Here is an 18,852-nt window from a genome sequence, read left to right as displayed (position 1 = left end):
GGGGTTTTTTATTTGAAGACTTCCTTTAGAACAAAGGAAAAGAGCAGGTCTTTGTTGTAGCGTTCAATAAGCAGGCGGATCTTCTTTCCTTCCCGTTCGTTGATCATCTTCATGATCTCCTGCAATTTGTATTCGTGTATCCTCTTACCGTTCACGGCCAGGACCACATCGCCCTCCTTAAGGCCTGCCTCCGCGGCCGGACTTCCGGCACGAATACCCGAAACTACGATCTCCGGAACAAGGCTCAGGCGGGTTCGGTTCTCCAAAAGGATTTGTACATTTCCGAAGGCTTCCTCGTCGTTTTTCACCACACCGCGCGAATCCGCGATCCGCTCAGCGATATACCTCAGGCCGTTATGCTGCAGCTCAATACCGCTCATATTGTAGTGAAAGGGTTTGTTAAAGCCGCCGTTCTTTCTCAGCGTGATTTCGTTCTTGGGATAGTTGAAGACGATATTAAATCTTTTAAGGACTTCCCCACCCACACTGCCGTTTCGGTCGCCAAGGTCCTTTACCGCACTAAATGAGGCCATATTGGGAAAAGCTGCCTTGGCATCGTTCAGCACAAAGTCGCCGATAGTGATATTGTTCAATTTGGTGCGTTTTCCAAAAATATCGCCATTTAAACCCTTACCCAGAAAATCATCGTAATACTTTTCAGGGATCCCAATACCTCTGATGGAGTCTTTAAATAGCCAGACAGCATCACTGCTGCCCGTATCCACCAGCAGCTTTACCGGAATATCTTTTTTCCCGTTTAAAGCCACTTTCCCCTGTAGATAGGATTTGTTCTTGACGATAGAGATCGGCAGGGTCTGTGATTTCTTTGATGGCTTGGGTTTGTAGTACTGTGGGTCGTAAAATTTGATCACCTTGGTGTTGTAATTGATATCCACCACAAAATCCCGAAACAGGTCGTATCCAATAATACCGTGAATAGGAATTCCCAGGGTAGGTGAGAAATTCATACTCTTATCCAGCACCACGTAGAGTTGCTGATTAAAATTCCTGATATTCTTTAGCTCGAATACATTTCCTCTGGACCTCAGAGCTTTCAAAGGTTCACCTTCTCCCAGTCCCTTTATGGTGATTTCTGATACGTTGTTTAACTGAATAGAATCCTGATCGGAGAGGCTGAACAAAAGAGGTTTGTTTACTCCGGAGTCCAGAATAAAGCTCAGTTTCGCCCCATTTACCTCCATGGGAATGATCATCAGGTTGTTGATCAACTCAAATCTCACTTTTTGGACCTTCTGCCCTTTCGGAAGCGCAAAATGTTGCGCCAAGCCCACGGTAGGGAGGGCTAAACACAACACTAACAGGTATTTAAAAAATGTTTTCAAAGAGTAATCAATTAGGTGGTTCTATCCCTAAGATACGAAAAACCGGTGTTAAGTAACATGAATTTAACATTCCATTAGATGAAAGGAATAATTTGCCCTGCATATTGTTTTCTCAGTTTTGATTTCTCATTTTTGCTAAAAATTAGGAATTATGCCATCCATTTCCCGCAAGGGGCAACAGATGCCTGAATCACCCATAAGAAAGCTGGTGCCCTACGCTGAAAAGGCCAAGAAAAGTGGTATTAAGGTCATCCATCTGAACATTGGACAGCCGGATATCAAAACGCCGGAAATAGCACTGCAGGCTGTTAAAAACAATACGCTGGAGGTGCTGGAATACAGTCGAACCGAAGGAACAGACGAATACCGCACAAAACTTGCGGCCTACTACAAAAAAAGGGATATATCTGTTACGGCCTCGGATATTATTGTTACTACCGGGGGTTCAGAAGCACTTTCTTTCGCCATGGGTTCAATTGCCGACGCGGGAGACGAAATAATCATCCCTGAGCCATTTTATGCCAACTATAACGGATTTGCCACCGCATCCGGCCTGAAGGTGATACCCGTGGTCTCGAGCATAGAACAGAATTTTGGCTTACCTCCGGTCTCGGAGTTTGAGAAGTTGATCGGGCCTAAAACCAGGGCCATTCTTATTTGTAACCCGGGAAACCCTACAGGCTACCTCTACACTGTGGAAGAGATCCAAAAACTGGCGTCGCTGGCCAAAGAACACGATCTTTTCCTGGTTGCAGACGAGGTTTACAGGGAATTCGCCTATGATGGAAAGCAGCACTATTCCATCTTACAGGAACCCGGACTGGAAAAGCACGCGATAGTGGTAGATTCCGTATCCAAGCGTTACAGTATGTGTGGAGCAAGGATTGGCTGCCTGGTTAGCCGGAATCCTGAGATAGTACAAACCGCTTTGAAATTCGCTCAGGCACGGCTATCTCCCCCGACTTTCGCTCAAATTGCCAGTGAGGCCGCTTTGGATACACCCCAAAGTTACTTCGATGCCGTCATTACGGAATACGTTTCACGAAGAGACCTATTGATCGCAGAACTGGAAAAAATTGACCAGGTGGTAGTGGCCAGACCCCAGGGTGCCTTTTACTGTATGGCCGAATTGCCCATTGAAGACGCGGATCACTTTGCCCAATGGTTGTTGGAGCACTTCCAAAAAGACGGGGAGACCGTAATGGTAGCTCCGGCAGCGGGGTTTTACGCTACAGAAGGACTGGGTAAAAACCAGATCCGAATCGCATATGTACTCGAAAAACCCGTTTTAAAAAGGGCAGTAGCCATTTTGGGAGAAGCCTTAAAAACCTATCCCGGAGCGTGAACATCCAACAAAATATATCCCTGAAACCTTACAATACTTTCGGCATTGATGCCAGGGCGGCACATTTTGTGGAAATACGCAGCCTGGAAGAATTGCAGGAATTGCTTAAAACAGAAGGGTCCAGTAATAAACTTGTACTGAGCGGAGGCAGCAATATGCTGATCACGGAAGATCTGGAACAATTAGTCGTTTATCTGAACATTAAAGGGAAAAAGGTCATTGAAGAAACCCACAATTCCGTACTTGTTGAGGCCATGGCAGGTGAAAACTGGCATGAATTCGTTCTCTGGACCCTGGCCCAGGATTACGGGGGTATTGAGAATCTTTCCCTAATCCCCGGGAATTGCGGCACAGCCCCGATCCAGAATATCGGCGCATACGGAGTAGAGCTAAAAGACGTTTTTGACAGTTGCGAAGCAGTAGAAGTCCAAACGGGCAGGGTAAAAAGCTTTTCCAGGGAAGACTGCCAATTCGGTTACAGGGATTCTTTTTTCAAGAATGCCGGTAAGGATCGTTACATTATAACTTCCATCCGTCTAAACCTCACAAAGAACGAACACAAATTAAATACCTCTTACGGAGCCATTGAAAGTGAATTGCAAAAACAGCAGATAGAGAAGCCCACCATAAAAGATGTATCCGAAGCGGTCATCTCGATTCGGCAGAGTAAACTACCGGATCCCAAGCTCATCGGGAACAGCGGTAGCTTTTTTAAGAACCCGGTGCTCAGTGCAGAAGAGTTCCGGGAGTTCAATCAGGAACATCCCAGGGCGCCCCATTACCAGGTTGCAGAAGATGAATTTAAAGTCCCGGCGGGTTGGCTTATCGAGCAGTGTGGTCTTAAAGGAAGTAGATTCGGAGACGCGGGAGTGCATAAAAACCAGGCCCTGGTATTGGTGAACTACGGCAGTGCCAGTGGAAACGAGATCCTGGACCTGGCAGATATGATCCGCGAAACCGTTTTAAGGAAATTTGGGATCGAGATAGTCCCGGAAGTCAATATTATCAGTTCCATAAGATAAAATACCGTACTTTGGAGCCAGTTATGACCAGGGCAATTAAACTGCAAAAAATAACCCCCCGGAAAGATTCCAGAGGGTTATACCAAACCAAACTAACCAAAAACTAAATGTACAATAACCAGTTGTACATTTATCTAATTAAAATTGAGATAACGCTATTAAAACAATCAATTTTATAAATTAGCGTTTACCTATATACGGTTCAAAAAAGATATTGGATGCCCCTGGCAGGCAATTATTTAGTTTTTAACCCATGCAATGAGCGCACTTCTTGAAAATCATATCGTTGAGTTGCTCCAGGAGCGAAATGAAAAAGCCATTTCGCTTTTGTACGAGCACTACGGTGATACCCTGTTCGGGGTGGCCTTTAAAGTGGTCCGGGATGAGGATCTGGCCCAGGATGTGTTGCAGGAAAGCTTTGTAAAGATCTGGAAAAAGTCGGATTCTTACGATGCGACCAAGGCTAAACTATTCACCTGGCTCTTCAGGATCACCCGTAATACCGCCATAGACAAACTAAGAAGTGTCAATACCAAAACGGACAAGGAAATCCAAATTGACGTTTCAGACGTATATAATCTAGGCGTTGACAGCATTAAGCCTGATTTTTTAGATGTCAAAGAAAATCTTGAAAAGATTGAGGATAAGTATCAAATTGTACTTGATGCCCTCTTTTTTCAGGGTATGACACAACAGGAAGCCAGTGATGAACTGGATATCCCATTGGGTACCATCAAATCACGTTTGAAGATCGGACTAAGAGAATTAAAGAAGATCTATGGAAGTACGATGCTGCTCGCTGCCCTAATAAATTTTATACTATGAAAGAAAAAATACGCATATTTCTGGATACGGACCTGCTGGAGAAATATCTCCTGGGCACCACCTCGGAAGAGGAGTCTTTGCAGGTAGAGCGATACATTGCCATGTATCCCGAGGTTCGGAAAACCTACAACGAACTTCAGGAAAACCTTGAGGTATTCGCCAAAATGCACGCTATAAAGACCCCTGAAGGTCTTAGAGAGAAGATCCTGAGCAAGATAAGGGCTCAGAATGCGGGCAGAAGGCGTTTTAGAAGGTACGCCATTGCTGCGAGTATCGCGGCTTTTGTGTTTGCTGGCTCTTCGTACTTCTTCTACAACCAGAATCAGAGTTTACAAGAGGAAAATACCATTGTAAACAACAAGATCAAAAATTTGGAGGAAGACATGAAGGAGCAGCTGGAAGATGTCAGGAACCAGTTTATTGTCCTTAACAATCCACAGACCAAAAAGTACGTGGTGAATGGCAACAAGAAAGCCAAGGAACTGAAGGCTGTGGCTTATATCAATCCGGTAAAGAAACTGTCTTACATCAACGTGAGAAATCTACCGAACCTTCCTGAAGACCAATGTTACCAGATGTGGGCTGAGGTCAATGGCGAAATGGTTAATCTGGGGGTAATCAAGAATGTTGATGACAAGGATAAGCTCCGGGCACTACCTTACGCGGAAAACGCTGTGAGTTATATTACCATAGAACCCAAGGGGGGCAATGTAACACCCACTGTTCAAAATATTGTCGCTAATATTAACTATTAGTAACTAAAACTCTAAAGTCGTCTTAAAGCCCCTTTTCTGGGGCTTTATTTTTGTATCTTTGCCCAAAGCTGCCATATGAAGTTGATATTGTTGACAATAGGATTACTGGCCCTGGCCTTTGCGGGTATTGCCATTAAGATCTGGTCTAAAAGAGATGGGAAATTCGCGGGTACCTGCGCCAGTCAAAATCCGTATCTGAACAAAGACGGGGAAGCATGCGGGTATTGCGGTAAAATGCCCAGCGAGCAGGAATGCCGGAGGGAAACCACACCTAAACTTCCTTAATTCATACGGTTTTACTTCCAATACTCCACACCTTGGAAAAAAACAGCATTACACTTAAAGAAACTATTGCCAAGGCAAAAGAGGGCAACCAAATTGCCTTTAGTAACCTGTTGGATGCATTTTGGGGAGATGTCTATGGATTTCAGTTGAAGCGTACGAAGAACGAAAATGACGCCGAGGACATCAGCATTCAGACCTTTTCAAGGGCATTTGACAAGATCAACTCCTATGATGATTCTTTTGAGTTTAAGACATGGCTGATCACCATATCAAAAAATTTGCACGTGGACCTTTTACGCAAGCGAAAACGCAGTGTTTTGGAAAGTACGGACAGCGGTAGTGGCGATGCCATCAAAAAAGTCCTGGACGATGCGCCTACGGCCGAAGACCGATTGATCACCGAGCAGCATCTCGCCTCTTTACTTCGCGACATAAAAAAACTAAAGCCACACTACCAAAAGGTCATCAATCTAAGGTACTTTCACGAACTGAGCTATGCAGAAATCGCCAAAGAGCTCGGCGAACCCATTAACAATATTAAGGTTAAACTATTAAGAGCCAAGAAATTATTGGCGGAGATCATCAAGAACAGATCAAAATAACGCTGTGAAAGTTGTAGGTTTTGGGTTTTGAGTGGTACGTAAGTAAAGGGTAATTTGAAGATTTGAAAATGTGATAATATAGCAATGGAGCAATGTATTCAATGTATTAATGATCTAAAAGTCTAACTATCCAATAGTCTTACAGTCTAAACATCCAACCATCCAATGGAACAATGTACCAATGTAGCAATGTAACAATGTATTAATGGTCTAATGATCCAAAAGTCTAACTATCCATTAGTCTAACGGTCTAAACATCCAGCAAACCATCCAACAGTCTATCCGTCTAAACATCTAACAGTCTATCCATCCAATGTATCAATGGAACAATGTACCAATGTATTAATGGTCTAATAATCCAAATGTCTAACTATCCAATAGTCCAACAGTCCAATCATCTAACCGTCCAACCATCCAACAATCCAATAGTCTAACCGTCTAAACATCTAACCATCCAACCATCCAACAGTTTATCGGTCTAACCATCCATCCGTCTATCCGTCTAACCATCTAACCGTCCAACAGTCTAACCCTCTAAACATCTAACCCTCCAACCACTATTTCTTCTTCCGGTTTGTTCGTATATTTGTAGAAAATTTCACTATGAGCGTAGAGACCTTAGATCACGTACAGCCACCCAAGGCAAAACCAAAATGGTTACGTGTTAAACTTCCTACCGGGCGTAAGTATACTCAACTGAGGGGTCTGGTAGAGAAGTACGACCTTCACACTATCTGCACTTCCGGCAGTTGCCCGAATATGGGTGAATGCTGGGGCGAAGGAACGGCTACTTTCATGATACTGGGTAATATTTGTACCCGATCATGCGGTTTTTGTGGTGTTCGTACCGGAAGACCAGAGGATGTAGACTGGGCAGAACCGGAAAAGGTGGCTCGCTCTATCAAGATCATGGGCATAAAACATGCCGTGATCACTTCTGTTGACCGGGACGACCTCAAGGATATGGGATCTATTATCTGGTCGGAAACCGTAAAGGCCATACGCAGAATGAACCCGGAAACCACTCTGGAAACCCTTATACCGGACTTCCAGGGGATACACGCCCATCTGGACAGGATCGTAGAGGTTGCTCCCGAAGTGGTATCTCACAACATGGAAACCGTCAGGAGATTGACCCGGGAAGTTCGAATCCAGGCCAAATACGACCGAAGTCTGGGAGTATTAAAATATCTCAAACAACAGGGAGTTAATCGAACAAAATCGGGTATCATGCTCGGCCTTGGAGAAAAAGAGGAAGAGGTAATCCAAACCATGACCGATCTTCGCGAGGCAGAGGTGGATGTGCTTACTATCGGACAGTACCTGCAGCCTTCCAAGAAGCATTTGCCGGTTAAATCCTTCATCCTACCCGAACAATTCGAGAAATACGGAGAGATCGGCAAGGAAATGGGCTTCCGGCATGTTGAGAGTGGGGCATTGGTCAGATCTTCGTACAAGGCGCACAAACACATTCACTGATAGCACCATTAGCCTGAGAGGATCCCGGATCTTACGGATATCCATTCAACTTTGGCGGTCTTAAAAAAGTCTGGAATCCTCTGGGAAGTTCCCATAAGTCACCTTTTTCAAATAAACTGATCCTATACCATGGAAAAACTGGCAATCGGCATAAACGGATTTGGCAGAATTGGCCGAACCCTGTTCCGCCTGCTGCAAAAGAACCCGGATATACAGGTTACGCTGATCAATGACCCTGCCGATCATATTACCCTGGCTCATTTACTAAAATACGACAGCATTCACGGGGTGTATCCCGGTGAGGTTAAAGCGGTTAAAGGCGGAATTGAAATTGATGGTCGATTTGTTGCGGTAACAGCCCATAATCATCCAGAACAAATACCCTGGAGCCAGCATCAGGTCGCTGTTGTGGTGGAATCCAGCGGTAAATTCAAAACCAGAGATGAACTGGCTTTTCATCTGCAGAATGGAGCCAGTAAGGTGATACTTTCTGTTCCCCCGGCTGACGATACTATAAAAATGATCGTATATGGAGTCAATGAGGAGTCCCTTGCCCTGGACGACCATATCGTCTCCAATGCCTCCTGTACCACCAATAACGCGGCTCCCATGCTAAAAGTAATGCATGATAATTTTGAAGTTGAACAGGCGTATATCACCACAATCCATTCCTATACCACGGATCAGAGCCTTCATGACCAGCCACACAGGGACTTGCGCAGGGCCAGGGCGGCCTCACAGTCCATTGTACCCACCACTACCGGAGCGGCCAAAGCGCTTACCAAAATATTCCCTGATCTGGCCCATGTAATCGGTGGATGCGGGATCCGGGTGCCGGTTCCGAACGGTTCACTTACGGATATCACCCTGAATATCAAAAAAGAGACTAGCATTCAGGAAATTAATGATACCTTTAAGCGAATTTCTGAAAATGAACTAAAAAACATACTTTTTTATACGAAAGACCCTATAGTTTCAATTGATATAAACAATAGTTGCTACTCCTGTACGTTTGATTCTCAGATGACTTCGGTAATCGGCAAAATGGTCAAAATTATCGGCTGGTATGACAATGAAACAGGCTATAGCAGCAGGATAATAGACCTAATCACATTACTGATCAACAAAAAATACGTTTGATAGCCGTATTAAAACATAGCAAAAAGACCATCTGCATCCTACTGGCTCTATGGTCATGCCTTCACATCGTACGATCTCAGGATACTGATCTCCAGGAGAACGGCATAGCCTCGTATTTTGATCAAAGCCGCATTTTCAAGAACCAAAATAAAATAGACCAGGCTTTAGAAGCCCTGGATAAGGCCGCTGAAATAGCGGAAGCCAATGAAAATGAAAAAGCTCTGGTAGACAGCTATCACAAGTTTGCCTTGCTTTATATGGAACTGGATAAGCGAGAGACCACTATCTTCTATTGGGATAGGGCAACCGTAATGCTAAACGACCTCGCATACCCTTTCGGGCAAGCCGTTCATAAGTATATAGAAGCCCTTCTGCTATACGACAGCGGCAATAATTTTCAGGCAATTTACATGCTGAATGAGGCGAAGCAACTGACCAATGACAGAAACCTGCTCAATCATATGCTTTTGCTCGAGGCAAACATTTATATGAGCATAGAAAAATACGACAGCGCCAGTACTAATTTTAACTCCCTGGTGGTCAATTCGGATGTTTATGAAAAGGATTATCTGAGGACCAAGGCCTACCTGGGGCTGGCAAACCTCAACGTGGAACTGGAAGACTATGAGGCCAGTATAGAGAACGGACGTAATGCGTTGCAGGTTGCAGAGGAAAACGATTTTGCCAAGGAAGTTTTCCAGGCTAATGAATTGCTGGACCAGGTATATGAGATAGTTGGCCGATACAATCTTTCTCTGGTGCACAGCCGAAACCTGCTCAAGATCAAGGATTCCGTTTTTACCATAGATAAGATCAAGACAGAAGCGAAAACTGCTGATCGTATTCAGTTTGACATGATGCGGGAAGAGATCGGCAGACAAGACGAGCGTATAGAGGAATTGAATGAATCCAGAAACCGATCTGAGATCACCGCGATACTCACCTCAGCATTTTTGACCATAATTTCATTGCTTGCAGTTTCACTCTACCGAAACAACCAGATCAAGCTGAAGACCAATGATCTTCTGCAAACCAAGAACAAGGAACTGCAGACGGCCCGTGATGCGGCGGTACAGGCTATGGAAGCCAAAACCAATTTCCTTTCTACGGTTAGCCACGAATTGAGGACACCCTTGTACGCGGTAACAGGGCTCACCCATTTATTGCTGGAGGAAAATCCCGGGGCGCATCAGAAGGAACACTTGAAGTCATTAAAATTCTCCGGAGACTACCTGCTGAATTTTATCAATGATATCCTTCAGATCAATAAAATTGATGCTGATAAACTAGAGCCATTAAGCATCGAATTCAGCCTTAAGAAGATCCTTACAGATGTGATCAATTCGCTGCAGCAGAGCGCCAAGGAAAATGATACCCGAATCATTCTGGATTACGATGAGGACATACCTGCGCATTTAATGGGAGACCCCCTGAAGTTGTCCCAGGTGTTTATGAACCTGGTTGGAAACGCTTTGAAGTTCACGAAGAAAGGGGAAGTCACTGTAATTGCGAAAGTGATGAAGAAGCAGGATGAGGACGTCACCTTGTATTTCGAGGTAAGGGATACGGGAATAGGGATCTCCAAAGAACAACAGGAGCACATTTTTGACAGTTTTGAACAAGGATCCATTCAGATCAACAGGGAGTACGGTGGTACAGGCCTTGGGCTTACGATTGTAAAGAGCCTTCTGGGATTGTTTGGCAGTAATATCCAGCTTCAAAGTGAGTCAGGTAAAGGAAGTTCTTTTTTCTTTGAACTCAACCTCAAGAGCAAAGACAGTGTGGTGGACGATATTCCTTTCGAGATCACCCAGAAGGATTACGACCTAAAGGGGCTCTACCTGCTGGTAGTTGAAGACAACAAGATCAACCAGGTGATCACTAAAAAAATGCTCAACAAAAAGGATATCAGTTGCGATATTGCCAGCAACGGTACGGAGGCGGTGCGCCTGGCTCGTGAAAACGACTACGACGGTGTCCTGATGGATATTCATATGCCGGGGATCAGTGGAGTTGAAGCAACCATTCAGATCAGGGAGTTCGATAAGCAGACCCCAATTATAGCCCTTACCGCCATATCTCTGGACGACAGCCTTGAAAACTTCTATGCGGCCGGTTGTAATGATGTAGTAACCAAACCATTTAAGCCAGAGGTATTCTACCAGAAGATCGGTGAGAATATCCTGGAACACAAGCTTAAAAAGTCAGCTTCATAGTGCTGTCAGTCGCTTCAATAAGCTTTGCTCCCCATCCTTTAAGAATCGATGCCTGACCGAAAGGTATGAGGCATTATCTAACTGCCCTTCCAGGCGCATATAGTCCTTTTCCGTGGTAATTATATGTGATTTATCTGCCAGATTTTGTATTTCGGCAGCGGTGAAAAAATGGTGGTCCGGGTAGCCCAAATGCTCAAAATCCAGTCCTTTGCTTCTAAGAAACGTAACCAGTGGCTCAGGTCTTGCTATCCCAGTAACCAGGGAAAATTTTGTGCCGTTTAATTCTTCCAGTCTTACCCCTTCCTGATATCCTTTAAGCGAATCAGCATATGCCAGGCTGCAAAACAGCAGTTGTTGTTCCGGCTGCGGGTCTATCTCCTCTGCTATCTTCTTTAGCTGCTGTTCACTGAGGTTTTCAGGGCATTTAGTAACGATGATAAGGTCTGCGCGCTTCGCCTGGTTCTTGCTGTCTCGCAAATTCCCGGTTGGTAAATACCAATCACGAGTGTATAGCTCATCATAAGCAGTTAGTAAAATAGAGGAATCCGGCTGTACCTTTCTATGCTGAAAGGCATCGTCAAGGAGAATAACATCCGGACCAATTTGCCTTTCCAACTTACGTATCCCGCTTCGTCTGTCCGCATCTACAGCTACGTTTACATCCTGGAATTTCCTGGCCAATTGAAGGGGCTCATCCCCAATTTCTTCTGCGGTACTGTTCGGATTTGCCAGAACAAACCCTTTGGATTTTCTCCGGTAACCCCTGCTGAGGACCGCGATTTTGTACTTCGGACTAAGCAAGTCGATCAACAATTCGATCATTGGGGTTTTGCCTGTTCCTCCAACGCTAAGGTTGCCCACACAGATGGTCCTGGTATCAAAGGTGCTGGAAGGAAAGACTTTAATGTCGTACAAAAAGTTTCGGATTAGCACGATCAACGCATAAACCAGGGAAAAGGGAAATGCTATTTTTCTGAGGAGCTGCATCTGAACGAAAATATAATAATTTATCTTTGGTCAGCTTAAAACTTTCAAAATGATCGTAAAAGAGGTCACCGACCTTCTCGAAGAATTAGCCCCCCTGGAATACGCCGAAGAGTTTGACAATGTAGGATTGCTGGTAGGCGATGCCAACGCGGAGGTCACAGGTGTTCTGGTGACTCTGGATACCCTGGAAAATGTGGTTGAAGAGGCGATAGAAAAGTCCTGTAACCTTATTGTCAGCTTTCATCCCATCATCTTTAAAGGCCTTAAAAGACTTACGGGAAAAACCTATGTGGAACGGGTTGTCCTCAAGGCCATCCGTAACGACATCGCCATATATAGTATGCACACGGCACTTGATAATGTCGCTGAAGGTGTCAATCACAGGATCTGCCAGGAACTGTGCATCCAAGACCATCAACCACTCATCCCTCAGAAAGGTATACTAAAAAAACTGACCACCTATGTACCCACGGAAGATGCGGAAAAGCTCAGCAGAGCGCTTTTCGATGCCGGAGCGGGCAGCCTCGGAAAATACAGTGATTGTAGCTTCAGGGTTGAAGGAACAGGCAGTTTTACCCCTGGCAGTGGGAGCACTCCCGCCAAGGGTTCTGTAGGCAAAATTCACTACGAGGCGGAAACCCAGATCAACGTTACCTTTACCGTGGACAAGGAATCCGCAGTGCTCAGGGCCTTGTTCGAGAGCCATCCTTATGAAGAAGTGGCCTACGAGGTTTACGCCCTGGAGAATACTAACCAGCACAGCGGAATGGGCAGGATAGGAATGCTGGAAAAGCCCATGAGCGAAGAAGGATTCTTAAACCTCCTGAAAGATCGTATGCAGGCTGAGGTTGTAAGGCATTCCCAACTTTTGGGTAAAGAAGTTCAAAAGGTAGCCGTTCTGGGCGGAAGCGGTGCCTTTGCTATTAAGGCTGCCAGGGCCGCAGGGGCAGACGTTTTTGTCACTGCAGACATCAAATATCACCAATTCTACGAGGCCGAAGGAAAACTGCTGCTCACGGATATCGGACACTATGAAACAGAGCAGTTTACAAAAAATCTTTTGGTAGACTATCTTACAAAAAAAATTCCTAATTTTGCAGTCTGTTTATCCGAAAGTAGAACAAATCCTATCAAGTATTTTTAATATATGGCAGCAAAGACAGAAGCAACGGTCGAGGAAAAATTAAGGGCATTATACGATCTGCAACTAATAGATTCTCGAGTAGATGAGATACGAAGTGTTAGAGGAGAACTTCCGTTGGAAGTAGAGGATCTGGAAGACGAAGTGCTTGGTCTGAAAACCAGAATGGATAAATTAAAGACCGATGTGGAAACGGTCAACTACGAGATCAGCGCCAAAAAGAACCTCATTGAGGAGGCCAAAACCCTGATCAAGAAATACGCGGAGCAGCAAAAGAACGTAAGGAACAGCAGAGAATTCAATTCCCTGGCCAAAGAAGTGGAGTTTCAGGAACTGGAGATACAACTGGCAGAGAAGAACATTAAAGAATTCAAGGCCCAGATTGAGCAGAAGAAGGAAGTCATTGCTGAAACCAAAGAACGGCTCACCGAACGCGAGGCACACCTTAAGCACAAAAAGGGTGAGCTAGACGCTATTCTCGCAGAGACCGAAAAAGAGGAAAAAGCCCTTTTGGAGAAATCCGAAAAATTTGAGCAACAAATTGAAGATCGTCTGATCCAGGCTTACAAGAGAATCCGAAACAACGTAAAAAACGGCCTGGCAGTGGTACCTATTGAACGAGGTGCTTCAGGAGGTTCTTTCTTTACTATCCCGCCACAGGTGCAGGTAGAGATCGCATCGCGAAAAAAGATCATCACTGATGAACACAGCGGGCGAATTCTTGTAGACCCTGTACTTGCCGAGGAAGAACAGGAAAAAATGCAAAAAATGTTCGCCAAACTTTAGGCGATTAAAAACGTATAATATGAAGAAGCCACCCTGTAAGGTGGCTTTTCTTTTATCCGGGAATGGAACTTCCGCTTGCAGCACTGTTATTTCTGAAAAACCTTCAGTTTACTACTGATAAAAACCCTTAAATGACCTCTCCCCCATTCTCAATCCAAAATTGAAAATTAATTACATACTATTTTGTAGAACAAATATTTTTTATAGATTTGTTCTACAATGTAGAAATAATATGTTTTTGCTAACGGACTAAAGTAATTTTAAAGAATGTCAAAAAATGAAAGATGCACGTTTAGGAGAATTTGAAGAGATCATATTGTTGTTGGTGGGCATCCTCGAGGACAAGGCATATACCCTCAGAATAGCCGAGGAATTTGAAACACAAACCGGGAAGTCAGTCTCAATTGGTGCGACCCATTCCACCCTGGACCGGTTGTGCAAAAAAGGGCTCTTGAAATCTGAATTGAGCGAGCCAACGGCGGTTCGCGGAGGCCGTAGAAAAAGAATCTTCAGCATTTCCGCTTCCGGGGAAAGGGCCTTGCTCGCCTCCAGGGATCTTAGGACAAGTCTTTGGGATCAATATCCCGCATTTTCCAAACTCTCTTTGAATATTTAAGCATTAATATCCTCTCTTATGCCTTACAACTCCCAAAATAGAATATAAGATGTCTAAGACCAAAATCACTCCTCCAAAATCTGCCAATCGCCTGCTGCGCTGGTTCCTCAGGGCTGAATTGAGGGAAGAGGTTGAAGGAGACCTGGGGGAAAGATTTCAGGAGGTGGTCCGCGAAAAAAGCCTTATACGGGCCGAGTTGGATTATTGGTATCAGGTTCTGAATTATATCCGGCCATTTGCCATTACAAAGTCGGTGTTCCCTCTTGATCTCGGCATGCAGAAAAGTCACCTTAAAGTTGGTTGGCGGAATCTGTTTCGCCATAAGTGGAATTCCATTATTAATATAGGTGGACTTTCGGTGGGGATGGCAATATTTTTAGTGATCTGCCAGTATGTTCTTTTCGAGCTGGACTACGATCGCTTTCATCCCGATTATCAGCGCATCCATAGAGTAATTGTAGAGGAATCAAGAAATGGCATAGCATCAGGTACTGGGCCTTATACTACCTACAAATTGGCTGAGAGGGCCAAAGAAGTAATCCCGGAAATTGAACAATACGCAAGATTCTATCCATCGGAATACAGTGCGGTGGTCACAAATCCGGATACCGAGAGACACTTTAATGAAGAAGGCCATACACTGGCTTTTGCAGACAGCACCTTTTTTAAGATGTTCAATTTTCCGTTAACACGGGGAGACTCAGCCACAGCTCTGAATGGGATACAAAACATCCTGATCTCGGAAAAAATGGCTAGAAAATATTTTGGTACGCAAGATCCTATGGGAAGGACGCTGGAAATTAAAGGGGGCTCCTCTTACGGCAGTTGCACTGTGACAGGTGTATTTAAGGACCTGCCGATCAACAGCCATATACAGTTTGAGTTTCTAAGACCCATTGATAACCTATGGCAATATGGCAATGGAGGATCCGTTAAGCGGTATGGCGGATGGGCACGGGAATGGTTTGGCACCTACCTATTGCTAAAGGAATCGGCAGATATTAGTCTTGTACAAAACAAGCTGGACCAGCTTATTAAGGAAAATAAAGCGAAATGGAACGACCCCGAAAACGTCATTGAAAAAACGCGTCTGCAACCTATTGATGATATCCATCTAAAATCAGCTTCTTACAGCTAGCCAGACTATGCGGTTGACAAAGGAGATATACTGGATATCCGGATCTTCATAATAATCGCATTCTTTATCCTTTTTATCGGTTGGGTAAACTACATCAATCTTTCCACTGCCAGATCCATGACCCGCGCAAAGGAAGTAGGCATTCGGAAATCCATTGGAGCTTTCAAGAAACAGTTGGTAGGACAGTTTATTATTGAATCAGTATTGGTAAATCTAATTTCAGCAATACTGGCCATTGGCTTGGCTTTTTTGTTACTTCCGGTTTTAAACAATATCATAGGTAAGGAACTACAATTCGCTATTTTGGCCACAACCACCTTCTGGGGTTGGTTTTTTCTATTTATTATTGTAGGCTCTTTATTATCCGGACTCTACCCTGCATTTGTACTTTCCTCCTACCGCCCAATTTCTATGTTGAGCAGTAACAAGATGGTTCGTGCCGGCAGCATGCAATTGCGCAAAGGTTTGATCGTATTTCAGTTCCTGATCTCCATTATGCTGGTATCCGGCACCTATTTGGTGTACAAGCAGATCACCTTCATGAAAGCCAAGGAATTAGGGATGAGTATCGAGAATATTCTGGTTGTCAGAGGGCCTAAAGTGCTTATTAACGGTCCTAAAGTAACCGACGGTACGGATATGGTTCAGATCAGAGCGGCAAATGCCTATAGCAGGGCAAAGTTTCTTACGTTCCAGGAAGAGGTGACGGACCATCACTCGATTAGGGGTGTTACCGGTTCCAGGCTGGTACCAGGACAGGTCCAGGACATTAATAACGTCTACCTCAGAATATGGGGAAAGGCCGAAGATGAAGGCCATCAGCTATGGTTGGTGAATACCGGAATGAATTTTATTAAGACCTTCGGCTTGCAACTGATAGCCGGGAGTTCTTTCAACACGGATATGACAGACGATGAGTTTGTAATACTCAACGAGGAAGCCGTAAAAACCTTTGGATTTGGATCTGCTCAGGATGCCATCCAGCAAAAAATCACTTTTGGGAAAACTCCCATAACCATAGCAGGGGTGGTTAAAAATTTCAACTGGCAATCCCTGAAAAGCCCATATATGCCTATGGTACTGCGCTTTGATGGAGGGGCCAATAATTTCATATCATTTCGTTTAGGGATAACGGATCTGAACCAATCACTGGATCACATTAAAACGGTCTACAATACCATCTACCCTGAAAATGCCTTTGATCACTTTTTCCTGAACACCAACTTCAATGCCCAATACCGGTCCGATGTTCAGTTTGGGAAGCTTTTCATGGGCTTTTCTATTCTCGCTATATTCTTAGCCTGCATCGGTCTTTTCGCCTTGGTCTCTTACTCCGCTGTTTTACGAACCAAAGAAATTGGAATACGAAAAGTGCATGGAGCAAGTACAACAAAAATTACTATGCTTCTATCCAGGGAATATCTCTACCTTTTGTTGATCGCTATCTTGTTAACTATCCCTGTAATTATCGTTTGGGGTAACCTTTGGCTGGAAAATTTTGCCTTTCGGACTTACCTGGGCTTTGACCATTTTTTAATTCCGGTTTTAGTGATACTAAGCATTGCTTTATTCACCGTAGGCCATAAAACTCTTAGTGCCGCCAGATCAAATCCCGCGGATTCTTTAAGGACGGAATAGCTTTAATATTGTTCTTTCGTCTTGAAACAAATGCGAAGCGATTAAGTGCTAAGTTGTAAGTTTTAAGTGCTAAGTTTTCTTTCAAAATTTAACCCAACATCCGCTACCGTCAGTCTGTGACTGGTGGTTTTTCTTCTTATTAGTTTGGAAATACCACGAGATGCAATCTCGCGGTAGCGCGGGGCTACCCACAAAAATCACTTTTCATAACAAAACGGCGGAACGCACTTCCGCTTGCAGCACCGTTATTTCTGAAAAACCTTCGGTTGTCTTTATATTAAGTATGTCTTATCCTTTTTCCGTAGTGAAGCAGTCATTGGCGTTAAAATTGTTGAAACCCTGGAAACAATTTAGCCAATGAGTGCGGTTCTTAAAATGAAAGATTTTAAGAATCACATAGCGAAAAAGTGTCTTTTCTTTTGTTTCGTTTTCTTTGGACAAGCAAAGAAAATGAAAAGAATGACAATGTCATGGCTTCTGGTTTTTTGTAGGTTGAAAATACGACAAGATGCAATCTCGCGGTAGCGCTGGGATTCTTGAAGGACGGAATGATCTCTTCATATTGTTCATTTTGTCTTGATACAAATGCGAAGCGATTAAGTGTTAAATGGTGAGTTTTAAATGATAAGTTTTCTAGTAAAAACCAACCTGATAGCGCTGATTAGTAATCCGTGCTTTTTGCTTTACGTCTAGATCTCTATTCAATATGTCTCACTGCACAAAAACTGCAGGCTAAAAGATTAAAATTGAGGTCGATTTAACATAAAGCGAATAGGCAGAGCAGCGTATTGATGCTTGACCTTTTAGAGTAGAATGAGACAATCCTTCTTCTTACAAAAACTACCAATAATCCTGTTCTCAATGATTACCAGTACCATTACAAAGGCCAAATCCAGAATTAACCTAAAAACCGATAATACGATAAATGAATTCTTAGTGCACTAACCTAAACGAGCTAGTGCCAGGGCCGCCCTCCCAAATCATTCTTCCAAAAACCTAAGCTTACTTATGAAACAAAGAAATTCCTATTGGTCCAGGGCTCTTATTTGCTTGCTTTTCACCCTGATCAGCGCTCCGTGCCTTATGGCCCAGTCCTTTGGCGGGTATTACATCTATGGATCTTCCACGGTTAACGTCGGAGAAGCGAATTACTACAGTATCAGCGGATCGAATATCGCTTCGGTGAGCTGGAGTTGTAGTAGCAATGGCACGGTTTTGTCCAGTTCCAATTCCGGGGCATCGGTGCGGTTTAACGGTACCAGTAATGGAAGTGTATCGGCCTCTGTTCAGGACTCTTATGGGTCCTACCACTACGTAAGCGTATCGGTCGCTATCCAGGTACGCACACCAGGCAACCCCACGGTAAGCAGCAACAACTGTGGTCAGGCCACCATAAGCCGCAGCGGCACACCCCCCACCGGGGTCCGCTGGTACTGGCAGGGCAAGAATTCCAATGGTAGCAGTACAAGTTTGGGTTATGGCAGTTCCTTTACCGTAAATCAGGGTAGTGGTACCTATTACATTCGGGCCAGAA

17 protein-coding genes are annotated in these 18,852 nt (G+C 44.2%); 15 read left to right on the top strand and 2 right to left on the bottom strand.

Going from position 1 to position 18,852, the window contains the following annotated elements; all coding sequences use genetic code 11:
• Nucleotides 1-8 precede the first annotated feature (8 nt).
• Entirely contained in the window at nucleotides 9-1,343 is a 1,335-nt protein-coding gene (locus tag GTQ38_RS07045; protein WP_238857843.1) for an aspartyl protease family protein, read from the bottom strand.
• Between the two features lie 151 nt (nucleotides 1,344-1,494).
• Between GTQ38_RS07045 and GTQ38_RS07040 the strand changes: the two genes are divergently transcribed.
• The 9 genes from GTQ38_RS07040 to GTQ38_RS07000 all read left to right on the top strand — a co-directional run bounded on the left by GTQ38_RS07040 (nucleotide 1,495) and on the right by GTQ38_RS07000 (nucleotide 11,012).
• Nucleotides 1,495-2,688 (top strand): pyridoxal phosphate-dependent aminotransferase, encoded by a 1,194-nt coding sequence (locus tag GTQ38_RS07040; protein WP_161434801.1) that lies wholly within the window; start codon nucleotides 1,495-1,497, stop codon nucleotides 2,686-2,688.
• Nucleotides 2,685-3,710, top strand: a complete 1,026-nt coding sequence (murB, locus tag GTQ38_RS07035) for a UDP-N-acetylmuramate dehydrogenase (protein WP_161434800.1) — start codon at nucleotides 2,685-2,687, stop codon at nucleotides 3,708-3,710. Before GTQ38_RS07040 ends, murB begins: the two co-directional genes overlap by 4 nt.
• A 258-nt stretch (nucleotides 3,711-3,968) precedes the next feature.
• Nucleotides 3,969-4,535 (top strand): RNA polymerase sigma factor, encoded by a 567-nt coding sequence (locus GTQ38_RS07030; RefSeq protein ID WP_161434799.1) that lies wholly within the window; start codon nucleotides 3,969-3,971, stop codon nucleotides 4,533-4,535.
• The gene (locus GTQ38_RS07025) at nucleotides 4,532-5,290 is read left to right on the top strand and encodes an anti-sigma factor (RefSeq protein ID WP_161434798.1); all 759 of its coding nucleotides are present in this window, start codon (nucleotides 4,532-4,534) and stop codon (nucleotides 5,288-5,290) included. Before GTQ38_RS07030 ends, GTQ38_RS07025 begins: the two co-directional genes overlap by 4 nt.
• Nucleotides 5,291-5,365: 75 nt before the next feature.
• Nucleotides 5,366-5,575, top strand: a complete 210-nt coding sequence (locus tag GTQ38_RS07020; RefSeq protein ID WP_161434797.1) for a membrane or secreted protein — start codon at nucleotides 5,366-5,368, stop codon at nucleotides 5,573-5,575.
• Nucleotides 5,576-5,607: 32 nt separating this feature from the next.
• Complete coding sequence (locus GTQ38_RS07015; RefSeq protein WP_161434796.1) at nucleotides 5,608-6,177, top strand: RNA polymerase sigma factor; 570 nt, start codon at nucleotides 5,608-5,610, stop codon at nucleotides 6,175-6,177.
• A gap of 603 nt (nucleotides 6,178-6,780) precedes the next feature.
• A complete protein-coding gene (gene lipA / locus GTQ38_RS07010) occupies nucleotides 6,781-7,656 on the top strand; it encodes a lipoyl synthase (RefSeq protein WP_161434795.1) in 876 nt (291 codons plus the stop codon).
• A gap of 129 nt (nucleotides 7,657-7,785) precedes the next feature.
• The gene (gap, locus tag GTQ38_RS07005) at nucleotides 7,786-8,796 is read left to right on the top strand and encodes a type I glyceraldehyde-3-phosphate dehydrogenase (RefSeq protein WP_161434794.1); all 1,011 of its coding nucleotides are present in this window, start codon (nucleotides 7,786-7,788) and stop codon (nucleotides 8,794-8,796) included.
• Complete coding sequence (locus GTQ38_RS07000) at nucleotides 8,793-11,012, top strand: tetratricopeptide repeat-containing hybrid sensor histidine kinase/response regulator (RefSeq protein WP_238857842.1); 2,220 nt, start codon at nucleotides 8,793-8,795, stop codon at nucleotides 11,010-11,012. The genes gap and GTQ38_RS07000 overlap by 4 nt, the downstream gene beginning before the upstream one ends.
• On the opposite strand, the gene lpxK is transcribed toward GTQ38_RS07000, so the two are convergent.
• Nucleotides 11,007-11,999 (bottom strand): tetraacyldisaccharide 4'-kinase, encoded by a 993-nt coding sequence (gene lpxK / locus GTQ38_RS06995; RefSeq protein ID WP_161434793.1) that lies wholly within the window; start codon nucleotides 11,997-11,999, stop codon nucleotides 11,007-11,009. The genes GTQ38_RS07000 and lpxK overlap by 6 nt on opposite strands.
• Before the next feature lie 49 nt (nucleotides 12,000-12,048).
• On the opposite strand from lpxK, the gene GTQ38_RS06990 reads away from it, so the two are divergent.
• The 6 genes from GTQ38_RS06990 to GTQ38_RS06965 all read left to right on the top strand — a co-directional run.
• Nucleotides 12,049-13,143, top strand: coding sequence for a Nif3-like dinuclear metal center hexameric protein (locus GTQ38_RS06990; RefSeq protein WP_161434792.1), 1,095 nt, complete (start codon nucleotides 12,049-12,051; stop codon nucleotides 13,141-13,143).
• Between the two features lie 3 nt (nucleotides 13,144-13,146).
• On the top strand, nucleotides 13,147-13,926 hold the full coding sequence (locus GTQ38_RS06985; protein WP_161434791.1) for a zinc ribbon domain-containing protein: 780 nt from the start codon (nucleotides 13,147-13,149) through the stop codon (nucleotides 13,924-13,926).
• 277 nt (nucleotides 13,927-14,203) lie between these two features.
• A complete protein-coding gene (locus tag GTQ38_RS06980; protein WP_161434790.1) occupies nucleotides 14,204-14,542 on the top strand; it encodes a PadR family transcriptional regulator in 339 nt (112 codons plus the stop codon).
• A 49-nt stretch (nucleotides 14,543-14,591) separates the two neighbouring features.
• Nucleotides 14,592-15,680 (top strand): ABC transporter permease, encoded by a 1,089-nt coding sequence (locus tag GTQ38_RS06975; RefSeq protein WP_161434789.1) that lies wholly within the window; start codon nucleotides 14,592-14,594, stop codon nucleotides 15,678-15,680.
• 27 nt (nucleotides 15,681-15,707) lie between these two features.
• Complete coding sequence (locus GTQ38_RS06970) at nucleotides 15,708-17,318, top strand: FtsX-like permease family protein (RefSeq protein WP_317169059.1); 1,611 nt, start codon at nucleotides 15,708-15,710, stop codon at nucleotides 17,316-17,318.
• Nucleotides 17,319-18,326: 1,008 nt separating this feature from the next.
• The coding region (locus GTQ38_RS06965) for a hypothetical protein (RefSeq protein ID WP_161434787.1) at nucleotides 18,327-18,852 on the top strand (526 nt) is incomplete at its 3' end.

It is taken from the genome of Poritiphilus flavus (genome assembly GCF_009901585.1).
GTDB lineage: Bacteria > Bacteroidota > Bacteroidia > Flavobacteriales > Flavobacteriaceae > Poritiphilus > Poritiphilus flavus.
Note: the sequence above shows the minus strand (reverse complement) of the source record. Positions and strands in the feature narration are given on the sequence as shown.

Bases quoted from the DNA above. Each gene is read 5' to 3' on its own strand.
- lipA (WP_161434795.1), top strand. From the start codon at position 6,781: ATGAGCGTAGAGACCTTAGATCACGTACAGCCACCCAAGGCAAAACCA.
- GTQ38_RS07025 (WP_161434798.1), top strand. From the start codon at position 4,532: ATGAAAGAAAAAATACGCATATTTCTGGATACGGACCTGCTGGAGAAA.
- GTQ38_RS07040 (WP_161434801.1), top strand. From the start codon at position 1,495: ATGCCATCCATTTCCCGCAAGGGGCAACAGATGCCTGAATCACCCATA.
- GTQ38_RS07020 (WP_161434797.1), top strand. From the start codon at position 5,366: ATGAAGTTGATATTGTTGACAATAGGATTACTGGCCCTGGCCTTTGCG.
- GTQ38_RS06985 (WP_161434791.1), top strand. From the start codon at position 13,147: ATGGCAGCAAAGACAGAAGCAACGGTCGAGGAAAAATTAAGGGCATTA.
- GTQ38_RS06980 (WP_161434790.1), top strand. From the start codon at position 14,204: ATGAAAGATGCACGTTTAGGAGAATTTGAAGAGATCATATTGTTGTTG.
- GTQ38_RS06975 (WP_161434789.1), top strand. From the start codon at position 14,592: ATGTCTAAGACCAAAATCACTCCTCCAAAATCTGCCAATCGCCTGCTG.
- GTQ38_RS07030 (WP_161434799.1), top strand. From the start codon at position 3,969: ATGAGCGCACTTCTTGAAAATCATATCGTTGAGTTGCTCCAGGAGCGA.
- GTQ38_RS06990 (WP_161434792.1), top strand. From the start codon at position 12,049: ATGATCGTAAAAGAGGTCACCGACCTTCTCGAAGAATTAGCCCCCCTG.
- lpxK (WP_161434793.1), bottom strand. From the start codon at position 11,999: ATGCAGCTCCTCAGAAAAATAGCATTTCCCTTTTCCCTGGTTTATGCG.
- gap (WP_161434794.1), top strand. From the start codon at position 7,786: ATGGAAAAACTGGCAATCGGCATAAACGGATTTGGCAGAATTGGCCGA.